This window comes from Lentilactobacillus raoultii, from assembly GCF_900411375.1.
In the GTDB taxonomy this organism is placed as follows: domain Bacteria; phylum Bacillota; class Bacilli; order Lactobacillales; family Lactobacillaceae; genus Lentilactobacillus; species Lentilactobacillus raoultii.
Genome location: NZ_LS423006.1, coordinates 18101 through 41445, shown reverse-complemented (window position 1 = coordinate 41445; position 23345 = coordinate 18101). Strand labels below are relative to the sequence as shown.

At 38.0% G+C, this 23345-nt stretch carries 26 protein-coding genes; 19 read left to right on the top strand and 7 right to left on the bottom strand.

Features of this window, described 5'->3' with window-relative positions; all coding sequences use genetic code 11:
- Nucleotides 1–24: 24 nt before the first annotated feature.
- The 8 genes from ED605_RS14030 to ED605_RS13995 all read left to right on the top strand — a co-directional run bounded on the left by ED605_RS14030 (nucleotide 25) and on the right by ED605_RS13995 (nucleotide 6295).
- The gene (locus ED605_RS14030) at nucleotides 25–555 is read left to right on the top strand and encodes a folate family ECF transporter S component (protein ID WP_121979515.1); all 531 of its coding nucleotides are present in this window, start codon (nucleotides 25–27) and stop codon (nucleotides 553–555) included.
- Nucleotides 556–650: 95 nt separating this feature from the next.
- On the top strand, nucleotides 651–1004 hold the full coding sequence (gene folB / locus ED605_RS14025; RefSeq protein ID WP_121979514.1) for a dihydroneopterin aldolase: 354 nt from the start codon (nucleotides 651–653) through the stop codon (nucleotides 1002–1004).
- Entirely contained in the window at nucleotides 1001–2074 is a 1074-nt protein-coding gene (gene folE, locus ED605_RS14020; protein ID WP_121979513.1) for a GTP cyclohydrolase I FolE, read from the top strand. The genes folB and folE overlap by 4 nt, the downstream gene beginning before the upstream one ends.
- Entirely contained in the window at nucleotides 2058–3386 is a 1329-nt protein-coding gene (locus ED605_RS14015) for a bifunctional folylpolyglutamate synthase/dihydrofolate synthase (protein WP_121979512.1), read from the top strand. The genes folE and ED605_RS14015 overlap by 17 nt, the downstream gene beginning before the upstream one ends.
- Nucleotides 3376–4473 carry a dihydropteroate synthase gene (gene folP / locus ED605_RS14010; RefSeq protein WP_121979511.1) on the top strand — a complete coding sequence of 366 codons (1098 nt, stop codon included), beginning with the start codon at nucleotides 3376–3378 and terminating at the stop codon, nucleotides 4471–4473. The genes ED605_RS14015 and folP overlap by 11 nt, the downstream gene beginning before the upstream one ends.
- Before the next feature lie 35 nt (nucleotides 4474–4508).
- Entirely contained in the window at nucleotides 4509–5045 is a 537-nt protein-coding gene (locus ED605_RS14005) for an NUDIX hydrolase (protein ID WP_121979510.1), read from the top strand.
- Nucleotides 5046–5840: an N-formylglutamate amidohydrolase gene (locus ED605_RS14000; protein WP_121979509.1), complete on the top strand. Its 795-nt coding sequence runs from the start codon at nucleotides 5046–5048 to the stop codon at nucleotides 5838–5840.
- A gap of 14 nt (nucleotides 5841–5854) precedes the next feature.
- Nucleotides 5855–6295, top strand: coding sequence for a GNAT family N-acetyltransferase (locus tag ED605_RS13995; protein WP_121979508.1), 441 nt, complete (start codon nucleotides 5855–5857; stop codon nucleotides 6293–6295).
- A gap of 258 nt (nucleotides 6296–6553) precedes the next feature.
- Here ED605_RS13995 and ED605_RS13990 read toward each other — a convergent pair whose 3' ends face one another.
- Complete coding sequence (locus ED605_RS13990; protein ID WP_121979507.1) at nucleotides 6554–7420, bottom strand: LicD family protein; 867 nt, start codon at nucleotides 7418–7420, stop codon at nucleotides 6554–6556.
- 254 nt (nucleotides 7421–7674) lie between these two features.
- Here ED605_RS13990 and xerS point away from each other — a divergent pair, with 254 nt between their 5' ends.
- Nucleotides 7675–8772, top strand: coding sequence for a tyrosine recombinase XerS (xerS, locus tag ED605_RS13985; protein ID WP_121979506.1), 1098 nt, complete (start codon nucleotides 7675–7677; stop codon nucleotides 8770–8772).
- On the opposite strand, the gene arsC is transcribed toward xerS, so the two are convergent.
- Nucleotides 8766–9182, bottom strand: a complete 417-nt coding sequence (gene arsC / locus ED605_RS13980; protein WP_121979505.1) for an arsenate reductase (thioredoxin) — start codon at nucleotides 9180–9182, stop codon at nucleotides 8766–8768. The two genes, xerS and arsC, sit on opposite strands and share 7 nt — an antisense overlap.
- 371 nt (nucleotides 9183–9553) lie before the next feature.
- Here arsC and ED605_RS13975 point away from each other — a divergent pair, with 371 nt between their 5' ends.
- Nucleotides 9554–10654, top strand: coding sequence for a glycerol dehydrogenase (locus ED605_RS13975; protein WP_121979504.1), 1101 nt, complete (start codon nucleotides 9554–9556; stop codon nucleotides 10652–10654).
- Between the two features lie 267 nt (nucleotides 10655–10921).
- On the opposite strand, the gene mutY is transcribed toward ED605_RS13975, so the two are convergent.
- The gene (gene mutY / locus ED605_RS13970; protein WP_121979503.1) at nucleotides 10922–12034 is read right to left on the bottom strand and encodes an A/G-specific adenine glycosylase; all 1113 of its coding nucleotides are present in this window, start codon (nucleotides 12032–12034) and stop codon (nucleotides 10922–10924) included.
- A gap of 179 nt (nucleotides 12035–12213) precedes the next feature.
- Between mutY and ED605_RS13965 the strand changes: the two genes are divergently transcribed.
- Together ED605_RS13965 and ED605_RS13960 are read left to right on the top strand one after the other, a co-directional pair.
- Nucleotides 12214–12954, top strand: coding sequence for a polyphosphate polymerase domain-containing protein (locus ED605_RS13965; protein WP_225419167.1), 741 nt, complete (start codon nucleotides 12214–12216; stop codon nucleotides 12952–12954).
- Nucleotides 12935–13618 carry a DUF4956 domain-containing protein gene (locus ED605_RS13960; protein ID WP_121979502.1) on the top strand — a complete coding sequence of 228 codons (684 nt, stop codon included), beginning with the start codon at nucleotides 12935–12937 and terminating at the stop codon, nucleotides 13616–13618. Before ED605_RS13965 ends, ED605_RS13960 begins: the two co-directional genes overlap by 20 nt.
- A 57-nt stretch (nucleotides 13619–13675) precedes the next feature.
- On the opposite strand, the gene ED605_RS13955 is transcribed toward ED605_RS13960, so the two are convergent.
- Nucleotides 13676–15583, bottom strand: a complete 1908-nt coding sequence (locus ED605_RS13955; RefSeq protein WP_225419166.1) for a CotH kinase family protein — start codon at nucleotides 15581–15583, stop codon at nucleotides 13676–13678.
- A gap of 257 nt (nucleotides 15584–15840) precedes the next feature.
- On the opposite strand from ED605_RS13955, the gene ED605_RS13950 reads away from it, so the two are divergent.
- The 4 genes from ED605_RS13950 (at nucleotide 15841) to ED605_RS13935 (ending at nucleotide 17909) form a co-directional block, all read left to right on the top strand.
- Nucleotides 15841–16260 (top strand): hypothetical protein, encoded by a 420-nt coding sequence (locus ED605_RS13950; protein ID WP_121979501.1) that lies wholly within the window; start codon nucleotides 15841–15843, stop codon nucleotides 16258–16260.
- 63 nt (nucleotides 16261–16323) lie between these two features.
- Entirely contained in the window at nucleotides 16324–16746 is a 423-nt protein-coding gene (locus ED605_RS13945; protein ID WP_121979500.1) for a hypothetical protein, read from the top strand.
- 246 nt (nucleotides 16747–16992) lie between these two features.
- Nucleotides 16993–17469 carry a hypothetical protein gene (locus tag ED605_RS13940; RefSeq protein ID WP_121979499.1) on the top strand — a complete coding sequence of 159 codons (477 nt, stop codon included), beginning with the start codon at nucleotides 16993–16995 and terminating at the stop codon, nucleotides 17467–17469.
- A gap of 23 nt (nucleotides 17470–17492) precedes the next feature.
- Nucleotides 17493–17909, top strand: coding sequence for a hypothetical protein (locus ED605_RS13935; protein ID WP_121979498.1), 417 nt, complete (start codon nucleotides 17493–17495; stop codon nucleotides 17907–17909).
- A 47-nt stretch (nucleotides 17910–17956) separates the two neighbouring features.
- Here the strand turns inward: ED605_RS13935 and ED605_RS13930 are convergent, their stop codons facing one another.
- Together ED605_RS13930 and ED605_RS13925 are read right to left on the bottom strand one after the other, a co-directional pair.
- The gene (locus ED605_RS13930; protein WP_162919820.1) at nucleotides 17957–18250 is read right to left on the bottom strand and encodes a hypothetical protein; all 294 of its coding nucleotides are present in this window, start codon (nucleotides 18248–18250) and stop codon (nucleotides 17957–17959) included.
- 83 nt (nucleotides 18251–18333) lie between these two features.
- A complete protein-coding gene (locus tag ED605_RS13925) occupies nucleotides 18334–20076 on the bottom strand; it encodes an MFS transporter (protein ID WP_121979496.1) in 1743 nt (580 codons plus the stop codon).
- A 207-nt stretch (nucleotides 20077–20283) separates the two neighbouring features.
- Here ED605_RS13925 and ED605_RS13920 point away from each other — a divergent pair, with 207 nt between their 5' ends.
- The 3 genes from ED605_RS13920 to ED605_RS13910 all read left to right on the top strand — a co-directional run bounded on the left by ED605_RS13920 (nucleotide 20284) and on the right by ED605_RS13910 (nucleotide 22064).
- Nucleotides 20284–20850, top strand: coding sequence for a TetR/AcrR family transcriptional regulator (locus ED605_RS13920; RefSeq protein WP_121979495.1), 567 nt, complete (start codon nucleotides 20284–20286; stop codon nucleotides 20848–20850).
- Nucleotides 20851–21229: 379 nt separating this feature from the next.
- The gene (locus tag ED605_RS13915) at nucleotides 21230–21805 is read left to right on the top strand and encodes a DUF2975 domain-containing protein (RefSeq protein WP_225419165.1); all 576 of its coding nucleotides are present in this window, start codon (nucleotides 21230–21232) and stop codon (nucleotides 21803–21805) included.
- Between the two features lie 25 nt (nucleotides 21806–21830).
- Nucleotides 21831–22064: a helix-turn-helix domain-containing protein gene (locus ED605_RS13910; RefSeq protein WP_121979494.1), complete on the top strand. Its 234-nt coding sequence runs from the start codon at nucleotides 21831–21833 to the stop codon at nucleotides 22062–22064.
- 147 nt (nucleotides 22065–22211) lie between these two features.
- On the opposite strand, the gene ED605_RS13905 is transcribed toward ED605_RS13910, so the two are convergent.
- Nucleotides 22212–23303 (bottom strand): Ldh family oxidoreductase, encoded by a 1092-nt coding sequence (locus ED605_RS13905; RefSeq protein ID WP_121979493.1) that lies wholly within the window; start codon nucleotides 23301–23303, stop codon nucleotides 22212–22214.
- Nucleotides 23304–23345: the final 42 nt, after the last annotated feature.

Below are 23345 nucleotides of genomic sequence, written 5' to 3'. Positions count from 1 at the left end.
CTCCTTCTAGGAGATGTCATGATCATGAAGTCATTATCTTTAGGCTTTCATAAGCTTCGGACGTTAGATGTTGCGGTGCTTTCGTTACTGCTAGCACTGGGTTTAATTGTTGATCGATTTACTGTTGGGACAAAGTCAATTCAAATCGGCTTTGGATTCATCATTATCGCAGCCGCCAGCTATTTGTATGGGCCACTGTGGTCATCGGTGATTGCGGCATTATCAGATATTATCGGCACATTAACTTCCGGCGGCGTTTATAATCCCGGCTTTACGATTTCAGCCATTTTGGGAGCCACCATTTACGGTCTCTTCTTTTATCGTCAGGAATTTACCTTGACAAAAGTTATTTTTTCGCAACTAATTATCGCAATTTTTGTGAATACAATTTTGAATACCCTTTGGTTAAGTATGATGTGGCATACACCATTTATGGGTTATTTACCGATTCGTCTGTTAAAAGAAATTGTCATCACGCCGATCCAAATTGCGATTATTTATCTTGCCTTCATTTCGCCTCAATTTGAGCGAATTAAAGATAAATTATTAGGCTAATTTGAGAAACGGCACGTCAGACAATCAATTATTGTGGCGAGCCGTTTTGTTGTCTTTTAAAAGGTGAGCTGTCCCAACAACTAGAAGAGGTTAATATGAGTTATAAAATTAGAATCCAAAATATGCAGTTCCATGGACATATTGGTGTTTATTCGGAAGAAAAGAAAATTGGTCAAACAATTCAAATCGATTTGGAAGTAGCTGTAGATGCAACACCAATGGATGACCAACTATCAAGTACAGTGAGTTATGGTGAATTTTATCCAATGATTCAAAAAATTATTGAACAAAATCACGTTAATTTAATCGAAACACTAGCCCAAAAAATTATTAACGCGATTAAGCAATTAGATCAACGAATTCAAACAGTCACAGTGCGTGTTCGTAAACTTAATTTGCCGGTTGACGGTGTTTTTGACAATGTAGAAATCGAGATGAAACAATCATAATGGAAAATATCATTTTAAGTTTAGGAAGTAATATTGGTAATCGAGAAGCCTATATCAACCGAGCAGTTGAACTCTTAGGAAATGACGCGCACATTTTAATTAATAAGCGATCAAGCTTTTATGAAACTTCGCCGGTTGGTAACGTCAAGCAACGTCAATTTATTAATATCGCACTGAAAATCACAACGACTCATTCACCTGAAGCCTTGCTGACAGTCATTCATCAAATTGAGTTAACGCTTCATCGAACAAGAGATATTCATTGGGGGCCCAGAACCCTTGACATTGATATAATCTTTTGGGGAGATCAAAAAATTTCAACAAGCGATTTAAAAGTACCTCATCCTGAAGCCTTTAATCGGCTGTTTGTCTTAGTCCCAACGCTTGAAATTATTGATGATGGTTTCCCTAACTATGCAAAGATTAAATCTCAAATTAAATCACTCCAAGAAAAGGACCAAACTATTAAATTAGTAAAGAAAGAATCGCAATCTGATCAATCAATTGAAAATTCAGTTAGAGCGATTCTAACAGGAATTGGTGAAGATCCCGATCGGCCGGGATTAGTTGAAACCCCTAATCGAGTTTCACGGATGTACCATGAAATCTTCTCATCGGAAGGCTTGGAAAATTTTGAAGATTATAAGCTGTTCAAAAATCAAACGTCAAATGATCCAAAAATGGTCTTAATGCGGGATATCCCATTTTATTCCATGTGTGAACATCACATGATGCCTTTTTGGGGTAAAGTGCATATTGCTTATATTCCAGATCATGAAACAATCATTGGCTTAAGCAAACTTCCCCGATTAGTAGATTTTGTATCACGCAAATTAAGCCTTCAGGAAAAGCTGACTGACGACATTGTGGCGCAACTAACTCGAATTCTAGCGCCTAAAGGAATTGCCGTCGTCGTCGATGCCCGTCATATGTGTGTTGAAATGCGTGGCGTTAAGAAAGCCGATTCATCTACTCGAACCATTCGTTTTTCAGGAGTCTTTGATACAAATCATAACTTGCAAACAGCATTTTTGAACTCAATAGGTGACATTAATGATAAAAAACTCTGAAACTAAAATAAGCGAATTCCCATCATTTCTTTACGATCAAGGTGATCGAATTAGCTTATTGAAAGAAATTCTCAAGGTATTAGGAAATCCAGATAAGCAATTTAAAATCATTCATGTGTGTGGGACAAATGGCAAGGGATCAACAGCTACAATGATCGCATCGATTTTACGCAGTTTGGGAGAGCGGGTTGGTCTGTTTACCAGCCCATACATTGGAACAATTTTAAACGGGATCCAAGTTGATTTTAAAGATATTTCGCAAGATGAGTTTGATGCTCAACTTACTTTGATCGAGCAAACCTTAACAAGACAACAATTTAGGAATAATCAAGTTTCAGAGTTTGAAGCCCAGTTTTTAGCAGCGATGCTTTATTTTGCCAATCAAAAGGTCACATACGTTGTTTTAGAATGTGGCTTAGGTGGGGAATTAGATGCAACCAACGCAGTTTTTACCACCATGTATTCTATCTTTACAAAGATTGGCTTGGATCATGTGGGGATTCTGGGTCGTAATCTTACTGAAATTGCAACTACCAAGTCAAAAATCATTCGTCCTCATAACACAACGATCGTTGCACCTAATCAGCCGACACCAGCATTTAATGTGTTGCAGTCAGAAGCTCATTTAAAGCAGGCAACGTTTTTAACGACTAAGCATGTTAGATTAAATGCCAATCGAAAGAAAAATGTTATACAAATCAACTATAAATTGCCGAATTTAAACAAAAGCGATCATTTTAATTTTAACCTGGTCGGTGTTTACCAACTTGAAAATTTAGCAACTGTCTTAACTTGGTTTTTCGATTTTATTACGAAAGTAGCGAATCAAAAATCGCCTGACCAAATTCTTAATCAAGCTTTGTCAACGCTAACAATTCCAGGCCGCTTTGAAACTGTTCAACAGAAACCACAAATTATTTTAGATGGTGCGCATAATCCGGATGGGATTCAAGCATTTACAAAAACGGTTAATCAACTGTATAGCGAAACGCCAAAGATCATTGTTAACGGTTTTTTAAAAGATAAGTCATATGAAGCTGCTGTTAAACACTTGATTTCTTTAAAAAACACATCATTCATCATTACTGAACCAGTTAATCAAAAGCGTGAACTATCACCAGATAAATTATCTGATGTATACTTTCGCTTGACAGGTAAACACTATCCAAACTTTCTTTCACCGATTGATGCGCTAAATGCAGCTATTGAACGTGCCGGCAGCAATACCATTATTTTTATCGTTGGGTCATTTTATTTACTTAATCCCATTCGAACTTATTTATTGACTAGGAGTGAGCCCGTTGAAAATTAAAAAGATTGTTAATCCAAGCGAAACTTTATCAAATAAATTAACATTGTTATTTGAAGTTACCAGTACTTCTGAACGGACCAAACTGATTCAATTGTTAACCAAAAAGACGCGTCATCTGGTAATCGAGCCAACTTTCGTTATGACGACATTAACCATCAATGAAATTAACCAGGTGATTAAAGCTTGGCCAACTATTTTTGAAGCTAATGATGGTCAACACCAATTAGAACAAATCATCGCGACAGCCGGGATTCATTTCAAAGGTCCAGGATTTGATTTTGATATTACAACCAATCCGTTGATTTATTCGATCTTAAATCTAACACCAGATTCATTTTATGATGGTGGGCGAAATGCGTCGATTGACGGTGTTCTTGCAAGAATTGAAACTGAAATGGCCGCTGGTGCTTCGATTTTTGAAGTTGGCGGTAAGTCTTCGAAACCACATTTTGACGATATTAGTGCAAAAGAAGAGTGGGGCCGAATTAAACCATTCCTTGACGCAATTCATCAACGATTTCCAAACATTATTTTAGCAATTGACTCTAATACCGATGAGGTTGTGGAAGAGGCCCTTAAGAACGGCATTCAAATTATCAATGATATCGATGGTTTTAAATCGAAAACTAAATTAGACTTAATTGCAAAATACAAGCCGGCGGTAGTTAGCATGTTCAATGGCCGACTCTTTAATGAGCAACCGGAAACTTTACCAGAAACAATGGCCAATTTCTTTACACATACAATAAGTAATCTAACGGCTTCGGGACTTGAAAAGGAAAATATTGTTCTGGATCCAGGTGTTGGCTTTTCAAACCACAGTACTTTAACTTTGGATGTGATCAAAATGCAATTCACAAAGTTCATGGCAAAGTATCAAGTTCCAATCATGATTGCCATTTCACGTAAAAGCTTCTCGAAGCAGCTATTTGATTTAGATTCGGCAGATGATCGATTGATTCCGACGTTACTTTTTGAATCATTGATGACCGTTTTAGGCGGTCGGATCATCCGTGTTCATGATGTTAAGGAAACCGAATGGCTCATTAAAACGTTTAATTTGTTAAAGGCATCGTTGTTAGCTTAATTTGAACTTGAGTCTTTAGTTAAAGAGGTGTTGGTATGGCGCCATCAGAAATTTTTCTTAATGTCATCCTATCAGAACTGACAAGATTAAATCATTCAAATTTTCCTTGGATTAGAACTAACAAAATAACAGAATTGAAGCGCCTTATTCAACTGAACAAAACTGGGTTGCGAAATCGACGATCGCCTTTACATTTATCCGCTAGTGCGGTCGTCTTTTTAAGGCAGTCAATCTTTTTTATTCGCCATCCATATTTAAAGGCCACGCTTTTACCTGCTGGACATGTGGAACCGGGCGAAATGCCATTGGCTTGTGCAGTGAGAGAATTTCGTGAAGAAACTGGCTATCAGGTACAAGATCAAAGCGGTCAATTAATTGACATTAATCTAATTTCCATTCCTGCCAACCCAATTAAGGATGAAGCGGCCCATCAACATATCGATTTTCGGTTTACTTTCAGATTAGCTAGCGGGTCAAAAAGTGATGCTGAATTACCGGTGCCATTACTGACTTTGTCCCAGGCACCGGCTGAATTCACCAAGTACTTTTCCTTAATAACGGCAGGTGGTTAAATGGCTAATTTTCGAGTTTATAATGCAAATCTGAATCGATTTCCTGTAGTGGTTGACTTGCCTCACAGTGGCACTAAAATCACAAGTTCAATGGCACAACAGCTTTTACCGACCGCCATTTTAGCAAACACAGACTGGTTTTTAAGAGAATTATATGACTTTTTGCCCAAATTAGGTTTTACAGTTTTGGAAAACAATCTCAATCGATACCTAATTGATCCAAACCGTGATCCAAAAGAAAAACTTAGTGGCACCTATTACCATTTAATCTATGCCCAAAATACTTTTGGTCATCCGTTATATAAATGGCCATTAAGCCCGTTAGAGATTGATTCGCGAATTAATCAATATTATAAGCCTTATCATCAGCAACTTGATGCGTTGTTAAAAAACAAACTAGCTGTTTTTGGTAAAGTGCTACTGCTCGACTTGCATAGTTTTGCCGAATACACTCATTCAACTACTAAGCCAACCGCTGATGTTGTTTTGGGAAATGATTTTAACCAAACAGCGTCACAAGCCACTTTAGCGGAATTCAAACAGCTTTTTAAAGCCCAAAACTATACAGTCGAAGAGAATTTCCCATTTCGTGGCGGGTACATTACACGACATTATGGTAGTCAAACTGGTGTTCAAGCACTTCAAATTGAATTACGATATAATCAATATATTGGAAAACGATTTTTTGACGAAGAAGTATTGAATGGTTGGGATCCGAGTACTTTTAATTGTACAAAACAACGACTTCAAAAGATCTTTGAAACATTAACAATTGGTTTAAATGAATCAAACTGAAAGGGGCGGGAAGTATGGCAGAATCTCCTGATGAATTGGTTGGCATTCGTAAAATGGCGGTAGAAGATTACCCGGATGCATATGCTTTGTGGGAAAAAACGCCTGGTATGAATTTACGTGATTTTGATGATAGTTTTGAAGAAATCAGTCGTTTAATTCAATTCAACCCAGATTTTTGTTTTGTAGCTGAAAAAGAACATCAATTGGTAGGAACTATTTTAGGTGCTACGGATGGTCGACGAGGGCGAATTTACCATTTGGCAGTTGATAAGGACTTTCGGCGTGAAGGCATTGCAACCAAACTGGTTAATTTAGTTATCAAACAACTTCATGATGTCGGAATTCGCAAAATTTCGGTGGTTGTGATGAAGCACAATCAGGTTGGCGAACGTTTTTGGCAAAAATTAAAGTTCAGTAAACGCTTGGAAATTGAAACATTTGATAAAATTATTTGAGAAAATGAACAATCGTTTGCTTTTAGTTGAGTCATCACGTAATTTAGTTGATGACTTTTTTAATTCAACAACAACATAGAGGGAAGTGCCTTGAAATTGAGAAGTGTTTTTAATATAAACTCTACTTTACATAATATACATTATCAGAAGTAAGTGCTTAAATGAAAAGAAACGTCAAATTAGTCATTAAACTAGTTGGCGTTTCTTAATCACAGATAAACAGATAAATTGATTTTATTTATTTTTTAAAGATTGTTCTTAACCAGCTTCAGCCTCAAATTGATTTGGTCGAATTTGTCTTTGGTTGTCCGGATCGTCTTCGGACAAAACTTGTGGATTATCAACCGATGCTTTTAAAATATGACGCTGAATGCGTTTCTCAACCGGCGGTAGTTTCATATAATCGCCATACAATCTTGTCAAGTATGAATCATATGCAGCCAAGACCGGTACCGACATGTCTTCAAATGGCATCTTAATGAATCGATTCATTTCATTTGGCAAAATTCGTTCTTTACCATATTCATACGGCGATGATAAGTTGATATACGGTAAACGAGCATGATGATCATATTTTGTCATCATTCTGAATCGTAAGTCATAAAGTTGTTCTAATGTCATTGACGTATATTGGGCATCCAACGGTAAATTTGGGAACAGATCTGGATAAAACCGTCGCCGAATCTCTGTCAAGATTGCTTGAAGAACGTGTTTTTGCTGACGCTGTTGACGCTTATTAATTGGCATTTTGTCAAACGGAAAAACATCAATAAAAATACCATTTTTTGACTTGGCTTCTTCACGACCACGTTCCAAAATTCTGGTTCCTTTAAACATCACTTTGGCAAAATCGTATTCATAAGCCGGATTTAGCCGATTTTCTTCAACAAAATAGTCTGTAGACTCAAATTCCGTTGGTGCTACTTGAAGAAACTTTTCAAAATCATGTCGAGTTAATCCAATATCAATATCATCATCCCATGGAATGAATCCGTGGTGACGCACAGCACCGATTGCGGAGCCTCCAGTCATAAAATATTTGATATGGTGTTTGGCACTCAGCCTCGCTACTTTCCGTAGAATGTCCAACTGAATACCATGAATTTGCTTCATATCAACCATCATATGAAAGCCCCCCTTTATTTACTTATTAATCCAGTTTCATCTGAAAACCTCTTTTGACTAATTTTGTTCGTCTATTTCATACTAATGAATTTTTAATTTTTGGTCAAATATTTACACCGAAAATCACCTAATTTTATGATATAATATAACTTAATAAAACCAGTATTTTATTAAGTTATATCTGTGAAAAGTCCGAAAGCCCCCGTAAATTCAATTTTACCATACAATTATTTAAAATAAATTTGGTGATTTTAATGAAAAAAGAAGCTTACATTGCTAATAATGATGCACTAGTTCAACAAATGCCCGATTATGTCCAAGATTACTATTTGGAAAAATCAACGGTGCCCCTGTCACCAGCAACCCTTTATCAATATCTGAGTGAGTTTCACCGCTTTTTCAACTGGCTGATTGCAACTAACATCACTTCTGCCAGTGATATTAAAGACATTCCACTTGCTGAGCTGGAACATTTAAAAAAACAGGACATGGAATTGTATAAGGCGTTTCTTCTAAATCGCGGTAAAGAATCTGCCAGCCGACCACAAGGAACACTATCACACAGAACAGTTAATCGATCATTGAACGCTTTATCTGCACTATTTCGCTTTTTAACTGAGGAATCTGAAAACGATGACGGTGAACCGTATTTTTATCGAAATGTCATGAAAAAGATCAGCTTGGTTCCAGAAAGTGAAACCTATCAAACTCGGGCTCACAACATTAAAGATAAGTTAATGCTCGGCGATGCTGATGTTCGTTACCTAGATTTTATTCAAAATGAATACGGTCAAAAGGTCACTGGCAAACGCTTGGCTAAATTATATGAGCGGGATCGTGAACGCGACGTCGCTATTAATGCGCTGATGTTAGGAACCGGCATTCGAGTTTCTGAATTAGCCAATGCAAATTTACGAGATTTAAGCTTAAGAAAAGCCACTGTTTCTGTTCAACGTAAAGGCGGCAAGCGTGATGCGGTACCGATTGCCAGCTGGGTCATTCCCTACATTAAACCATATTTAGAGATTCGAACTACCCGCTATCAAGCTATCAAGGCCACCCCTGCCCTCTTTTTGACAAAAGGGGCCACCCAACCACGACGAATTTCGACAGCCACCGTTGAATTACTGGTGGCTAAATACTCACAGGCGTTTAACCACGTTCGAATTACCCCTCATAAGTTGCGACATACGCTAGCTTCCAAATTATATTTAGAAACTAACAATGAGCATTTGGTGGCAACCCAACTTGGACAAACTTCTACTAAAGCCACTGGTTTGTATACCCATATTGTGGATACTAAGCAACGACAGGCGCTCAATCAGTTGCACAAAAATCAGAAGGATCAATAAGCTAATTGTTTTGCCAAAGCTATAACCCGATTTTTAATTTGATCACGGACCGTTCGAAAGACTACTAGCCTTTCATCCAGTGTGCCGGTTGCGTTAGCAGGATCTGGTAGTGGCCAATGAATTTTATGAGTTGTTAATGGCGTTGTTGGGCAGCGGTCACGAGCGTCACCACAAAGTGTCACTACCACATTGCATTGCTTCAGATAAGTTGGGTCGATTAATGTTGATTGATTATTAGAAATATCGATATTTAATTCTTGCATCACTTGAATTGCTAAAGGGTTAACACCATGAGCTTCAAGCCCAGCACTTTTGACTTGCCATTCTGAACTCAATTCTTGTTTAGCAAAACCTTCCGCCATTTGACTTCGACATGAGTTACCGGTACAAATGAAATAAATACGCTTCATGATGGTCGCCGATCCTTTCTCTGCTAAAATGAATTAACTAAAATTTTTTAAAGCAGCATCAAGGTTATTAATTTTTATAAAGGATTATACCATATTCCGAATAGTATCAGTAAAGCTCACTTCACTAGTGAACATTTAAATCTTGGTTAAACAGACTACCATAGTGTTTCATCAAAATGGCCCAGATTCTTTTAACCTCTAACTGATTAAATTCAGACTTAGTATACGTCAACCAACTGCCCAAATAACATTGGGGATTCCCCCATTCTGTAAGTTGGAAATTTAAAAGTGTCATTACTTGCCTATTGTACAGTAAGCGTTTACATTTTAACTGTAGTTTGATTATGGATAAATGACTGGAGGTCTTATTGATGACAACTGCTTTTGCTAGTCCTTCGACTTATGTTCAAGGAAAAGATTTATTAAAAACTGCTTCTAAGTATATTCGTCCCTTTGGTGACCACGGAATTCTTCTAACGGATGACATTGTTTGGAACCTGGTTGGCCAAAAATTTTATGACTATTTGACTAAGGACGGCCTAACGATTGAACACGTCGTCTTTGGCGGCGAAAGTTCGCCTGAAGAAATTGATCGGATTAAGGAAATTGGCCAAAAAGCCGATGCCAAATTTATCATTTCATTGGGCGGCGGTAAAACCAACGACACGACTAAAGCTGTCGGTGATCAATTAAAGATTCCAGTTGTGATCACCCCAACGTTAGCTTCCAACGACTCACCATGTACACGACTGAGTGTCATTTATACGGCATCCGGTGAATTTTTAAAGTATCTTTTTTATGACAAGAATCCTGATTTGGTCCTTGTTGATACAGCAGTGATTGCTGGGGCACCCGTTAAGTTTCTAATCGATGGCATTGCGGATGCATTATCCACCAATATTGAAGCGCAAACCGTAGCTCGTGCTCACGAAGTCACTTTACTACCTTTAAACACCCAACAAACGGCTGCTGGATTGGCACTGGCTGAAAAATGCGAGCAATTATTATTCCAATACACTGATCAAGCGGTTGCTGCAGCAGCTAACCATACGGTAACTCCGGCATTAGATCACATTATTGAAGCCAACACGCTATTGAGTGGTGTGGGTGCTGAAAGTTCCGGTTTGGCAGCCGCCCACAGCTTCCAGAATGGCTTAACAGCACTCTCAGGTGATGTGCATAAATTATCTCACGGCCAAAAAGTGGCTTATGGCTCATTGGTTAATTTAGTTTTAGAAGGTGCTGGTGATGATCAGCTAGCCCACTACCTAGCCTTCGAAAAGAAATTGGGATTACCAACCACTTTAAAGGAGCTGCATCTTGAAGACGCTTCCGACGAAGATTTGATGAAAGTTGCCACCCTGACCACGCAAAAGGGCGAAACGATTCACAATATGGGCTTTCCAGTATCCGCTGAAGATGTCTTTGAAGCTATTAAAGCAGTTGACACTTTTTCGACTCAATTCTCTTAATTTGCCTAGCAGTCTCAAAAGAGAGACTCACTCATTTCTGAAATAAACTAGTTATCCCCCGCCTGCTTGAATCAACTTGCAAAAAACATTTAGCTTTCAGATTTTAAACTGAAAGTTACTTTGAAGCAATTTTGATGAAAACATTTGGGGGACTTTTTTTACTCGTTTCAAAATAAACACTCATTTGATTATGTTCACAATTTAGGATTCCTATAATGAAGCTTGTTTCGAAATGACGCTAACTTTAATGCGTGATTGATAAGCAGCTTAATACCTTGTTTCAGCTTGGTAACGGGCCCACATTTTCGATTGTACCTTTGTAAAAGCCACGTCGCTAAATTCAGCTTCTGGGATCCACTTCCCTGGGAAAAAGCTGAGGTCGACTTGACTTGATAAAGTTGTTTCAAGAAGGATAATTTGCCATTTTTGGTGCGTAAATGTGTGACTAACAGGCTGTCCAGCCAACTTTTTAACGTGAATGGGCAATTGATAGGTTTCCAAAAATTGTTTTTCCAAGGTGGCTAACACAGTTTTCTCTGAGGCAGCCGGTTTAACTGGAAGTTCATCGGCTTTGATCAATGGAAACATCCAAAAGCCACTTAAAATGCCATTACTTGGACGCTTTTCAAATAGAAAGCCTTTTTCAGAGCGACTTATGAGGCCGAAGTACTTAACAGGTACCGGCCTTTTTTTCTTGGTCTTAACCGGATAGTGATCTTCCACTCCATCCAAGTAAGCTTGGTTAAAGGCCTTAACAGGTGAATGCTCAGAATCATAGTTAGTCGCACTCATATAGCTGGTGCCCAAATCCATAATTGCTTGATTGAAGTCTCCTGGACGATCTTTAGGCATGAGAGGTTGAATGGCCTTTTCAAAGATTCGTCGCGATTGGGGCTTGGCAATATCAGCATCAATTTCCAAAAGTCGCGAGAAAACCCGAAAAGCATTTCCATCAACCGCCGGCACCGGTTGATTAAATGCAATGCTGGCAATCGCGCCAGCTGTATAAGGCCCAATGCCGCTTAAGTTTTGCAGTTCCTTGGCCGTAGTTGGCCACTGACCGTCATAATCTTCAACCAGTTGCCTAGCTGCTTTTTGAAGATTACGTGCTCGTGAGTAGTACCCCAAACCCTCCCAAGCTTTCATTAAGTCCGATTCATCTGCCACTGCTAAAGCTTGAACCGTTGGAAATTTTTTCATAAATCGTTGGTAATATGGGATAACGGTTTGCACTTGGGTTTGCTGAAGCATAATTTCTGAAATCCAAACGTGGTATGGGTCATGGCCATGTCGCCATGGTAAATCCCGCTTGTTGTGATCGTACCAATTTAATAATGTCTTCTGAAATGCAGCAATCTTTGTCGGCGACCATTCAATCATTAGAAATCACTCTTTTCAACTTTAATTTGGTTAACTTTTAAATCATTACGATGACTGTAGAGATAATTATTGAATCTTTTGAATGCTTCAAACCGGTTTAAATTATATTGACGTTACTGATTAATTATCTTACAATTTTAAGGACTGATCAATTATAGAATTTCGAGGGGGCAGTTAATTTGGGGCTGAAACGTGTTTTTAAGCGGCGAGAATATAAGTATTTATTGTCAGCCGCTGACTATCTTAATATTCGTAAATTGTTAATGGGGTATATGACCGAGGACCAATATGGCTTAACAACGATCCTGTCACTATATTTTGACACACCACAGTTTGATTTTGTTAATCAAAGTATTCAGAAGACTACTTATAAATCAAAATTTCGAATTCGAAGTTATGGGCAACCGTTGCCTGATCAACCAGTCTTTTTGGAAATCAAGAAAAAGATTCAGGGGGTCGTTTATAAGCGACGCCTACAAATTCCCTATTTTAAATTGGCAGCAACACTGGCAACCCATACTGCTAATTTGGATCAACAACCATTAGTTGCTAACGAACGCCAAATCAAAAATGAAATTGCGTGGTTGTTTAATCGATACCAAATCGAGCCGAAAGTTTTAATTGCAAATGATCGGGTGGCTCTTTTCACAACCGAAGATCCTGATTTTCGAGTGACGTTTGACTTTAATCTCCGCTTTCGCGATCATGATCTCAGTTTAGCCAATGGCGGTGACGGACAACGGTTGAAGACAAATTTTGAGACCATCATGGAAGTTAAGGCAACCGGGGCCTACCCAATTTGGTTTACCAATATTGTAACTAATCTTCACTTGGTTAAAGGGCAGTTTTCAAAATACGGTTACGTTTATCAACATTATTTAAGACAAATGGGGGCAAAAAATGTTACAGCAACTGTTTAAAGCACATAGTTTAACTTACTCATTACCGTCGATTATCGGCAGTGTCATGGCCTCTATTATTTTAGGGCTGTTAGTTGCTTTAGTTTACATGTACCGCAATACTTATTCAAAGAATTTTGTCATTACGTTGGCAACTTTACCACTGCTGGTTCAATTGATCATTATGTTAGTTAATATGAACGGTAATTTAGGAACCGGAATGGCTGTTTTGGGAGCGTTCAGTTTAATTCGCTTCCGCTCAGTGGCTGGTAATTCCCGTGATATTGCAACCATCTTCTGGGCAATGGGTGTTGGTTTGGCTGCCGGAATGGGTTACATTTTTTATGCGATTTTCTTCTCAGTGATTGTGACCATCTACCTGTTAATCTTGAATTCATCTTCATTTGGCAACCGTGGTCACACAGCCGAACGTGAATTAAAAATCACCATCCCCGAAGATCTGGATTTTCCAGGATTATTCGATGATTTACTTAAGAAATACGGTTATGATTTTTCATATGATTCCGTTAAAACCACGACAATGGGTTCCGTTTATGAACTTTCTTACTACATCAAATTGAAAGATGTCAAGGATGAGAAACACTTAATCGATGAAATTAGGGTCAGAAACGGAAATCTACCAGTTGTATCAAGTAAGCTTTCCTCGCAAACCAATGTCTTATAGTGATAGATTGAAAGAACTGGCCTAATGTGAGGTCGGTTCTTTTTATGCACTTTGCGGCTAATTATTTTCAGAGTAGCCAAAATGCTGATCCAAAATTTGAATACGTTTTGTGACAACATTTTCTAGTGCCGGCAAGCCCTGCGTATACTGATTGATCTCTAACGGATTAATATCTTGATCATACGTATAGTTATCGTAACCAACTTTTGACATGAAATCAACGTACTTTTGATTGATAGTTTGAGCGCTAATAACATTTTCTTTTCGCAACCAATCGTAACGATCTATCACCTGTGGTCCAAATAATTGGCCAACTCGTTTTAGTAACGTATTATGCGCTGGGAAAAGGCCACCTCGACTAGCATCATAGTACATTGCGTATGGTTCATGGATACCAAGGCCAAAAAGGTAATTGCCGAGTGTTAAATCATTATCATAAGCTGTCATCCGCCAAGTCCTGCCACCATCATAGGAAAGGTAAGTGGCATTTTTAGCAATTTGGTCGTAAGCCCCTAAGACGTTAATAAACAAGTAATAATCAATCACATTGTTCAAATCAATATAGCGGCTCAATTTATCTTTGAACTCTTGATCAGATGATTGACTGACAAAACTAATAAAATCGTTTAAATTATTTTTAGCAGTGTCCGTAATGGTATCAGCACTTTCGGAGCTAAAATCCGTGTCATCAACCTTGGCATTCCCCTTATCAAACATTTCGGCAGGCGTGCTATTCACATTCCCTTGAACAGCTACTTGGTCAGGATTATCTTTATCCATCCCCCAGAGTTTACCACTCTTATCGGTCGTTAACGTGTAGAGTCCCCGTCCCTTACCATTAACGAAGACTAAAAGTGGGTAGCCTTCAACCGAACCTAAATGAGGCGTCTCTTTTAATTGTTGAGGAAGATTTGATTCTGAAGAAACCATCGACTGCCAAATATTGGCATTAACTAAATTTCGGGCCATTGTCGGGTCAGTTTCATTAGCCTTTAGTTGATAAGTATTGTCCTTTTTAGCATCTGGGAAAAGTTTCAACTTTAATTTATCGGTTAATTGCTGATCCTTGTAAAGCTTCACTTTATAGCTTTTCTTTGGTAACAGTTGAGTGGAGCTGCCTGACCAGTTGACCTCAGCATAACCAGTCTGTTTCTCACCAGTTTTAGGATTCTGATAGTCAAAAGTCATCGTTGAGTGGTTTGATTTATCAGCTAAAAATTCATTACCGTCCAACTTCATAATTGGTAACTGAGTTGAATTTTCGGGCATCTTGTCTTCTATTTTTGATTGCAAACCGGTTAAATTAACTTTACCGCCATTTTGGCTAATAGAACCGGTAATCCCTGAAAGCACATTGCCAACTACTGATAGGCCGTCTGAAATAATTCCTAGTGGAAATTGTGTATTAAACTGATCAATAATGCTCTTTAACCCCCGGCTAAAATCACCTAAAACATCACTTGAACTGGTTGGATTACCCAACATGTTCAAAACGGTTTGTGGTAAGCCAATTGTTAAAGCACTAATCACGTTTGGCCGCCCTTGAACCAGTTTGTCCAACGATCCGTTAATCACGTCACTAACCGAATCTAATAATGATTGTGCAGAATTATTGTTTCCTGGATAAATTTGATCAAGATTAACCGTTTTCGTAATGGTTTTGCCATTTAGACTTGGATCATTACTTGAGATCGTTACCGTGACCTGATTTCCCTTTATCGATTGCGTTTTAACTGGTAAATTATCAATCGTCGTTTGCTTCGCATAATCTCCAGTTGGCACCACCGTTGTTTTACCAATCTCAGCAGAACTAACTGTTTGATCAACGGTGGGCGTAAAAAGAATTGAGCCGCCCATCCCAACTGAATTCGATGATGACGATGCATGACTAGTAGACGAACCAAAGGCGAACATCCCTAAAGCCACGGTAGTTGTCGCCATCGTAATTATTAATTGTTTTCTCAAAAATACCCCTCCAGAATTGTTAAATACCAATGTTTATAGCTTACCACAACGAATTAATGTAGCGGGATCAATTTCTAATTTGATAGGTTGATAGTTTGCTTGAATCTAATGACCAACCAAGTTGACTACCTAATCTCGAAAAGGAGGTATACGTTCTAGAACGTTGAGTTTCTGCTTTTTCTAACTTATAATTAAGATATTAGTAGATAGTAAACAGGTCTAAAATTTTTAGCTAGCAGTTATTGTGGAGGCAGTTTATGACAACCAAACTTGTTTCAATTCTTTTTAATTTTTTTGATGACCTAGATCTCGAACATGTGACATTTAACGATGGCCTAGAATATATCCACGTCAAATTCCTAGTAGACAGTTCTAATGTCGAAACAAATGATGAGGGAGAGCCTATTTTCAATTCTCGATATCGAAAGTTATTGACGAAGATTCTTTCCAGTTTTATTAGGCGCCACATAGGTTACTTTGATAAGGGCTTTTATAATGATGAAGGATTCGACGCTTTACATTACGCAACTAAACTTAATCAGGATCTTCAAGAGAGTTTAACAAACCATTTTGTGATCCCTGGTAAAATTGAATTGTTTCAAATTCAATTTTATGGCAATTGGGAGGCCTACATTGGTGATAAGAAATCGGCTTTGCGTCAACAGAGACTCAAATAAATACGTGAAAACGATGGTTTTTAAAAATGCTGTATGTAATTTTTAACCTTTTGGAGGAATAGTATGACAACTACAAAGACTGTTCAAGAAACGTTTAATTTATATAATGATCCCAAGTTACCAAATAACCCAGGATTTCCAGCTCAAGCACCTTATTTACAGGTCTATTTTTTAGTCGCCGCCCCTTATTATGCTGAAAAGGAAAATAAACCCCCGATGTTGGCACGTCAATATCGCCGTCAATTTCGAGACTTCAGACAAAATTTTTCTAAAGCCCATTTGGAAAAATTAAAAGGTGCTGCATCTTTAGCTGGGGATGGTCCCATGGAAGAACTAACCGAAGTGGTAACCGATTTTAAAAAAGAAATTGAAGAGCATTTCCTAATTCCGGGCAAAATTGAATTAGATGCCATTAATCTGCGGGGCAGCTGGCTAACCTTTAATGGCCCGCTAGACTCACCAATGCGCCAAAACTTAGTAGACTAAAATTTTATGACCAATAAAGCATCCGCCTCAGTCATAGCAATCGATTTTTCTAGCTGATGAGGCGTTTTTTAATACCCAAAAACAAACTATCAACATGTCTATTAAATGACTGCCAAGCTTTTTTATGCTAAATTCTAAAGATAAGTACATATGTTCTAAAAATCATTGTGTTCGCCGACGAATTCGCCTATAATTAGAAAAGTAATAACCATAACCGCAACGAAACTTTCAAATGGAGGCTAATCCATGGCAACGAACACAATTAAGCCCGTTTCAATTCTTTTTAACTTTTTTGGTGACCTAGACCTAAAGCACAAAATTCTAGATGATGACGGGGTCGAATTTATCCGCGTCAGATTTCTGGTTGACGCTCCCTATTATACCGTTAACGATGAGGGTGACCTCATTTTAATTTCTCAGTACCGCACTCAGTTGGCTGAAATTTTAACCGATTTTATCGATCGTCACGTCGATCATTTTGACACCGGCTTTTATACAGAGAGTGGCTTTGATCCACTGCATTACGCAACAAAAGTCAATCAAGACCTCCAGCAGACTCTGACAAAGCAATTCACCATTCCAAATAAGATTGAACTCTTTCAAATTCAATTTTTAGGTAATTGGGAAATCTATGTGGGTGATACCAGTGCCGAATTACGTCAAAAGACACTTAGAGAAATCCGTAAAAATGGCGGCTTTAAAGATGACGATTCTGATTTTTGATTTTTGGGAGGTTCCACATAGCAATGAAAGAAATCATTCAAGAAACTTTCGATTTATATAACGACCCTGATTTAACTTATGATCCAGTTGTACCTGCTGAAATTCCTTATTTGCAAATCCTTTTTCGGGTCAGTGAGCCTTACTTTGTAAAGGAAACAAATGGTGTCCCGACATTAACCCCTGAGGTCCACCGGCGATTTCTCAATTTTAGACGGCAATTTACAAAGACTCACGCTGATATATTGAAATATGGTGTCTCGTTAACCGGCTTTGCGCCTATGGATAAAGTTACCAAGATTGTCACCGCTTTTAAAACTGACGTTGAAAAACAATTTACAATTCCCGGGGAAATTGAACTTGATTCAATTAATTTAAAAGGTGATTGGGTGACCTTTAACAGCCCTTTAAATCCGCCAATGCGCCAAAAAATGGCTGAATAAAAAAGCAGTGATCCTTCTAATTTGGAAGTTGATCACTGCCTTTTTACTTAGTCTGATGAAAGCTTTGCTAAAGCAGTATCTAGTTCACTTATCATAGCCCACCTTCGTGGGTAGGCCTGCTGTAATTTTTTAATCCAAGCTTTGGCAATTACTGGATCACCAAATTTGGCATAGGCCAGAATCTTCTTTGCAATTCGTCGATAAGCTGGTCGGCTGACTGACCTTTCATTTAAAATGACGTCATGATAATAAAGATCGTTAATTCTTTCAGGATATTGTTGATAGAGTGTCTCGGCAATCTCTGCGTTTAAATGCTTGGGCTTTTGTTCGATTAAATCCATCAACTTAAGTTTCTTTTTGGCAAAACAGCATTCTGCCTGGCAATAGTTAAGCATTTTCCCCACTTGACCTCTAACTAACTATTTCAAGATCGCGGTTTAAATTTAAAAATTGGGATAATTAAAAGCGATAGGAACGCAAGCCAAAGCATATCACCATAGATATCTAAGAATGCATGATTTAATTTAGCTTTTAAGTACCATTTAATCTGGGAGACTAAAATTTTTATTTTAGTTGCTAACTCAATGACCCGGTGCTTAATTGACTGCTGTACTTGATAGTAAACAAGATGTTTTAATTTCTGACTAATTGCTACAATATGATTACTCGATAGTCGTCCTTCTCGCTGCATTTGTCGAAGTCGTTTTTGATAAAGCTTTTTTGATAATTGAGCAACTCGTTTATTCGATACGTGGATTGGTTGAAAAGTTACCCGGGCTTTTTGATTTTCGCTAACGTCATTGTTCTGAGGATTTAGTTTATACTGCAGTTTATGACGTAATCTTGCCTGTTGAGCGGTGGATAGACTTAAAGCATTTATCTGCTGATCACTAAACCCTAGTGTTTTTTGCTTAGCTGTTCCAACATTATTTGCAAGGATGGTCATAAAAATTGCAATCGATAGCACCATTCCAACCTGTCTTAAAACATTTGCGACACTTTGAGAATCAGTCAACCGACTACCATGGAAATCAGCCACTGCTAAAATATTAGCCGTTGCGGCAACTAATCCATAACCAACTCCCAGTAAAATTGCGGCAACAATTAATTCATTATAATTGTGACGAAGGTTCATTTGAGAAAGTAACAGATAGCTAATGCCAATTAAAATAAATCCGGCACTGATTAACAGTTTATTATTAATTCTTTTAACAAATAGTGAGGTTAGAATGGCGGAAAACATAACCGCTATTGAATACGGTGTAATCAATAACGCGGCACGCAATTCGCTTTCACCCTGAACTTGAGTTAAAAATGTTGGAATTAAAATTGCCATCCCACCTAAGAAGAAATTACACAAGATCAGTGCGCTGCCAGCACCGACAAAATTTCGACTTTTGAATAGGGTCATATCAATCATTGGCGATTTCAAATAAGTTTCCAATAAAACAAAGATGACTAGCGACCCTAAGGCAATTGCAAACAATACCCAAATAACGGTGGAGTGCCAACCCCAAGTATTTCCTTTAATTAAGCCAAGAGAAAGCGAAAATAACATGGCGGTGCTTAATAAGGCGCCCAACCAATCAATTTTTACAGAAAATTTTGATTCCCGTTTCAACGGCAGAACAAATGGGTAGAGAATTAAATCTAATATAACTAAAGGAACATTAATGAAAAATACCCATCGCCAACCAAAATATTGAGAAACAAAGCCACCGATACTTGGTCCAAGTGCAACTGCCAAGCCTTGGACTCCAGCTAATGCCGCCACAATTTTGTGCCGATTTTGACGATTACTAATTTCTAAACCAATCACCATGCTGGTTGGGATGATAATTGCGGCACCAATACTTTGAATTACACGGGATCCAATCATGAACGAAAGATTATCTGAAATTCCCGTCATAAACGAACCGCCTCCAAAGATTAGTAACCCAATAAAGACGAATTTATTGCGGCCAATTTTCTGAGCAAATCGACCAAATGGGATAATCAGCGACGCAAAAACAATCGTATAGACGTTCAGTGTCCAAGATAAGTCCGTTAAGTTAACTTTAAAAGCCGTTTGAATTTCCGGTAAAACAATTGTCATGATAGAAACATCCATCATGCAAAGCAAGTTTCCCAATAATAAAATTGGTAAAACGTATTTAGTTTTATTCATTTGTAAATTGCCTCCCTAATTGCAATCACTTAATGACAGTAATTTATAGGCAATTACATTTGCGCAAATATAATTTGTCACATTAGTAGCAATTTGCTACACGTGTGACATATCACCTGTTTTTTAGTATACTGGGTTGGAGGGAAAATACCAGTCTTTTCAGACAAGTGCTACATCCTTTAATAAAGTGTGACAGGGGTAACAAAAATGAATGGAAAAAAACGAATGATCGAACAATCCCAATCTTGGCTGGTTGACGCGTTTTTTGACCTACTCAAAGAGAAGGCCTATGATTCAATCACTGTTAAAGAAATTTCTGAAAAAGCGCAATTATCCAGACGAACCTTTTATCGACTTTTTCAAGATAAACGTGCGCTTTTAGACTTCTGCGGTGAACAATTAATCCACGACTATCTTCAGCAATTGCAAGTAATACCGAAAGATGAATTGACTTTTGAAAAAGTTTTGATTATTTTCTTTAATTTTTGGTGGTCGAAAAGAAAACCAGTCCGGCTACTAATTAAACAAAACTTATTCATGAACTTATTAAATCAAATAAATCCACAAGCTTTTCGGCTTTACGATTTATTCAATGCACCTTGGCATATCGACGGTAGCCAACAGGAAGTTTCTTACATTATGAGTTTTTCAGTAGGTGGCTTTTGGAACTTACTAAACAATTGGTTAAGTCAATCAGATCAAGTGGCCCCCTCTCCGGAACACGTTGCTGAAACTTTAGGACAAGCCCTAAATAAAATTAAGCATCAGTCATAAATGATGATTTCAAACTACTTAGCTCCATGAAACAATGAAAATAAGGTGTCAGATGGCTAATTTAGAGAATCAAAAAAGAGTCATTCAAATTATTAAAGCCTCTCCGGATCCCATAACAATTTTAAAAATTATCGATCAACTTAACCCTATCTCTAAAATCCGATTCAGTTGACAATCAAGTAAATCCCATGCCATCAAAGTTTTAATACATTGATGACAAGGGATTTTTTTTGAAACTTGTTTATAGGAATTCTAAAGACAGCCTAACAACTCATTTTTAAACATTATGAAACTACTACAATATTTGAAATTCAGTGATTGATTATCGTTTATCGATGATATATACTTGAAATACAAATAAGAAGAGGAGATGTGATGCATGCCAAAAATTCTCAATCATGCGTTAACCGTCGTTTTAGTATTTGCCCAAATTTCGTTTGTGTTGATTTATTTTGATTTTTTACTACCAGTATTTCGTATTTACGAGGCTTTTAAGGGAACCGTTGTTACTGATATTTTAAATAATGATCAATTTCTGGCAATTGCCGGCCATTACCATGTCAGCCAAGCTGAAATCGCTAAGTTTCCGGTCTATCCATTTACCGCCCTACAATCAATTGGAATCATTCTCGCGATTATTAGTATCCTGTATTGGCTAAAAGCATTGATTAAGTTAATTACCAACCTAAAGCGGCAGCAATACTTCACATCTGAAAATGTCCACTTGATTTGGCTGATTATTATTTCTCAAATTTATTCAATCGCTGCTGATCCATTTCTTGCCGGAGCTGATCAACTGGTTAGAACACACTTGGGTCGAGTTGACATTGGGATCGGGGCAACTGATTGGTCAGATATTTTTGAAGACACCGTTACACTAGTCATTATCAGTGTGATCTATATCTTATTTAAAATCGCTGAACAAATGAAACAGGAAAATGATCTGACCGTTTAAACTAATCGTAAGGATGTGATTAATCTTGATCAAAATCACTTTAAATGTCGTTATGGCGAAACGCAATATTTCGACTGGTGAATTGGCTAAATTGGTTGGGATTACGCCAACTAACATTTCCATTTTAAAAACTGGTAAGGCCAAAGCGATTCGATTCACCACCCTTGAAAAAATTTGCAAAGCACTAAAATGCCAACCCGGTGATATTTTAACCTACATTGATGATGGCCATGATAAGCAGTCACTGAGCGAGTTTTGAATAAAATTATTTATTGACTAATCAAAAAAGCAATCACTGAACTTTAACCAGCGATTGCTTTTTTGATTAGTCAATTATTTTTGGGACTCTGCATTTATCCAATTTTTCCTACGACCTAACCCCGGTATCAAAAGTACTTAGCAACACTCAACTATTTGAAACTGCATGAGGAACTGAAATATTTAACTGATCGCCAATTTGATGCAATTCCTTAGCCGTTTGTTCATCAACCACCACGCCATTTTGCTGGTTTTCGGCATATCGGCGGTATTCTCGGTCACCCGGAATCTTAATTTCAGTATGTGGCAAGTGTTTTAAGTGACGGATTCGTTGAAACATTGCCGATGCATCGTGTTGAAGCTGCTTCAGGTCCCCAAAGAAGCCTGGATCAATCACCATCAGGAATTGGCTGAAGTCGTGTTTACCAACGCTGGTATCCGCTGAAATTGAGCCTTGGGCTAAAATCCCCGTCAATAGTTCAACTACCAGTGAATTACCAAATCCTTTGTAGTTGGAATTTTGTTCCTGATTACCGCCTAATGTTAAGACGCCACCGCCTTTTTGATGAGGGGTAAAAGCCGCGGTGGCCAATAAATCTTCGGCTTCATCAGCATTCTTGACGACCTGACGATCCGCATCCACCGCCCATTGACCAGGAATCGGTTGCTTATTCTTAGCTAAAACTTGAATTTTGCCACTTGAGACGACCGAAGTAGCGCCGTCAAAGACAAAGGGATGTGGATCTGCCGGAAAAGTAAAAGCAAACGCATTAGATCCAAGAAAGGCTTCCGTGGCATTGGTTGGTACCACTAAAGGTCTGGTGTTAGTTGTCGCAATGCCAATCAGTCCCTTTTTAACGGCCATTCGTGCCCAATAACCAGCAGTTCCAAAATGATTGGAGTTTTTGATTACCGCCATGGCAATTGACGATTTTTGAGCCTTTTGAATCAAACTGGTCATGGCTTGAAAGCAAGCAATTTGGCCCATATTTTGATTGGCATCCAAAAACAAACTGGTTGGCGATTCTTTTAAAGTCTTGACTGAATTTTGAGGTTGAATGGTGCCATCATCAACCATTCGAAGATACCATGCCAATCGTTGAATTCCGTGCGAAGAAATTCCGCGAAGATCCGCATCAACCAGCGTTTCCGCTAATAATTGACTATTAACGGTCGAAAACCCACGTTTAACAAATACCTGTTCGAGAAATTGCTGCTCATCATTTGCTTTAATTCTCAATTTAATCATCCCTTCACCATTTTCATATAAATAAAAACCGTC

Excerpts from the sequence above, each read along its gene's own strand:
- ED605_RS14030 (WP_121979515.1), top strand. The coding sequence starts at position 25 with ATGAAGTCATTATCTTTAGGCTTTCATAAGCTTCGGACGTTAGATGTT.
- folB (WP_121979514.1), top strand. The coding sequence starts at position 651 with ATGAGTTATAAAATTAGAATCCAAAATATGCAGTTCCATGGACATATT.
- ED605_RS14015 (WP_121979512.1), top strand. The coding sequence starts at position 2,058 with ATGATAAAAAACTCTGAAACTAAAATAAGCGAATTCCCATCATTTCTT.
- ED605_RS14005 (WP_121979510.1), top strand. The coding sequence starts at position 4,509 with ATGGCGCCATCAGAAATTTTTCTTAATGTCATCCTATCAGAACTGACA.
- ED605_RS14000 (WP_121979509.1), top strand. The coding sequence starts at position 5,046 with ATGGCTAATTTTCGAGTTTATAATGCAAATCTGAATCGATTTCCTGTA.
- ED605_RS13995 (WP_121979508.1), top strand. The coding sequence starts at position 5,855 with ATGGCAGAATCTCCTGATGAATTGGTTGGCATTCGTAAAATGGCGGTA.
- ED605_RS13990 (WP_121979507.1), bottom strand. The coding sequence starts at position 7,420 with ATGATGGTTGATATGAAGCAAATTCATGGTATTCAGTTGGACATTCTA.
- xerS (WP_121979506.1), top strand. The coding sequence starts at position 7,675 with ATGAAAAAAGAAGCTTACATTGCTAATAATGATGCACTAGTTCAACAA.
- arsC (WP_121979505.1), bottom strand. The coding sequence starts at position 9,182 with ATGAAGCGTATTTATTTCATTTGTACCGGTAACTCATGTCGAAGTCAA.
- ED605_RS13975 (WP_121979504.1), top strand. The coding sequence starts at position 9,554 with ATGACAACTGCTTTTGCTAGTCCTTCGACTTATGTTCAAGGAAAAGAT.
- mutY (WP_121979503.1), bottom strand. The coding sequence starts at position 12,034 with ATGATTGAATGGTCGCCGACAAAGATTGCTGCATTTCAGAAGACATTA.
- ED605_RS13960 (WP_121979502.1), top strand. The coding sequence starts at position 12,935 with ATGTTACAGCAACTGTTTAAAGCACATAGTTTAACTTACTCATTACCG.
- ED605_RS13950 (WP_121979501.1), top strand. The coding sequence starts at position 15,841 with ATGACAACCAAACTTGTTTCAATTCTTTTTAATTTTTTTGATGACCTA.
- ED605_RS13945 (WP_121979500.1), top strand. The coding sequence starts at position 16,324 with ATGACAACTACAAAGACTGTTCAAGAAACGTTTAATTTATATAATGAT.
- ED605_RS13940 (WP_121979499.1), top strand. The coding sequence starts at position 16,993 with ATGGCAACGAACACAATTAAGCCCGTTTCAATTCTTTTTAACTTTTTT.
- ED605_RS13935 (WP_121979498.1), top strand. The coding sequence starts at position 17,493 with ATGAAAGAAATCATTCAAGAAACTTTCGATTTATATAACGACCCTGAT.
- ED605_RS13930 (WP_162919820.1), bottom strand. The coding sequence starts at position 18,250 with ATGGATTTAATCGAACAAAAGCCCAAGCATTTAAACGCAGAGATTGCC.
- ED605_RS13925 (WP_121979496.1), bottom strand. The coding sequence starts at position 20,076 with ATGAATAAAACTAAATACGTTTTACCAATTTTATTATTGGGAAACTTG.
- ED605_RS13920 (WP_121979495.1), top strand. The coding sequence starts at position 20,284 with ATGAATGGAAAAAAACGAATGATCGAACAATCCCAATCTTGGCTGGTT.
- ED605_RS13915 (WP_225419165.1), top strand. The coding sequence starts at position 21,230 with ATGCCAAAAATTCTCAATCATGCGTTAACCGTCGTTTTAGTATTTGCC.